1 protein-coding gene is annotated in these 270 nt (G+C 41.9%); it reads left to right on the top strand.

The window, feature by feature from the left end; translation table 11 throughout:
- The coding region (locus SB658_RS24195; protein ID WP_410602891.1) for an ATP-binding cassette domain-containing protein at positions 1-270 on the top strand (270 nt) is incomplete at both ends.

Here is a 270-nt window from a genome sequence, read left to right as displayed (position 1 = left end):
CTCCTTAAAAGTAGAAAAAGGACAAACGGTTGCGCTTGTAGGAATGAGCGGTGGGGGGAAGTCCACTCTCGTCAGCTTAATTCCAAGATTTTATGATGTGACAAACGGATCACTTGAAATTGACGGCATTGATATAAAAGAGTACAAAGCAAGAAGCCTTCGAAATCAAGTCGGAATGGTGCTGCAGGATACATTCTTATTCAGTGACACGATTAAAGAAAACATTGCCGTTGGAGATCCAGAAGCCTCTTTTGAAAAAATCGTTTCGGC

It is taken from the genome of Bacillus sp. SIMBA_008, from assembly GCF_046535495.1.
Taxonomy (GTDB): Bacteria; Bacillota; Bacilli; order Bacillales; family Bacillaceae; genus Bacillus; species Bacillus subtilis.
This window is presented reverse-complemented; position numbering and strand designations above follow the sequence as displayed.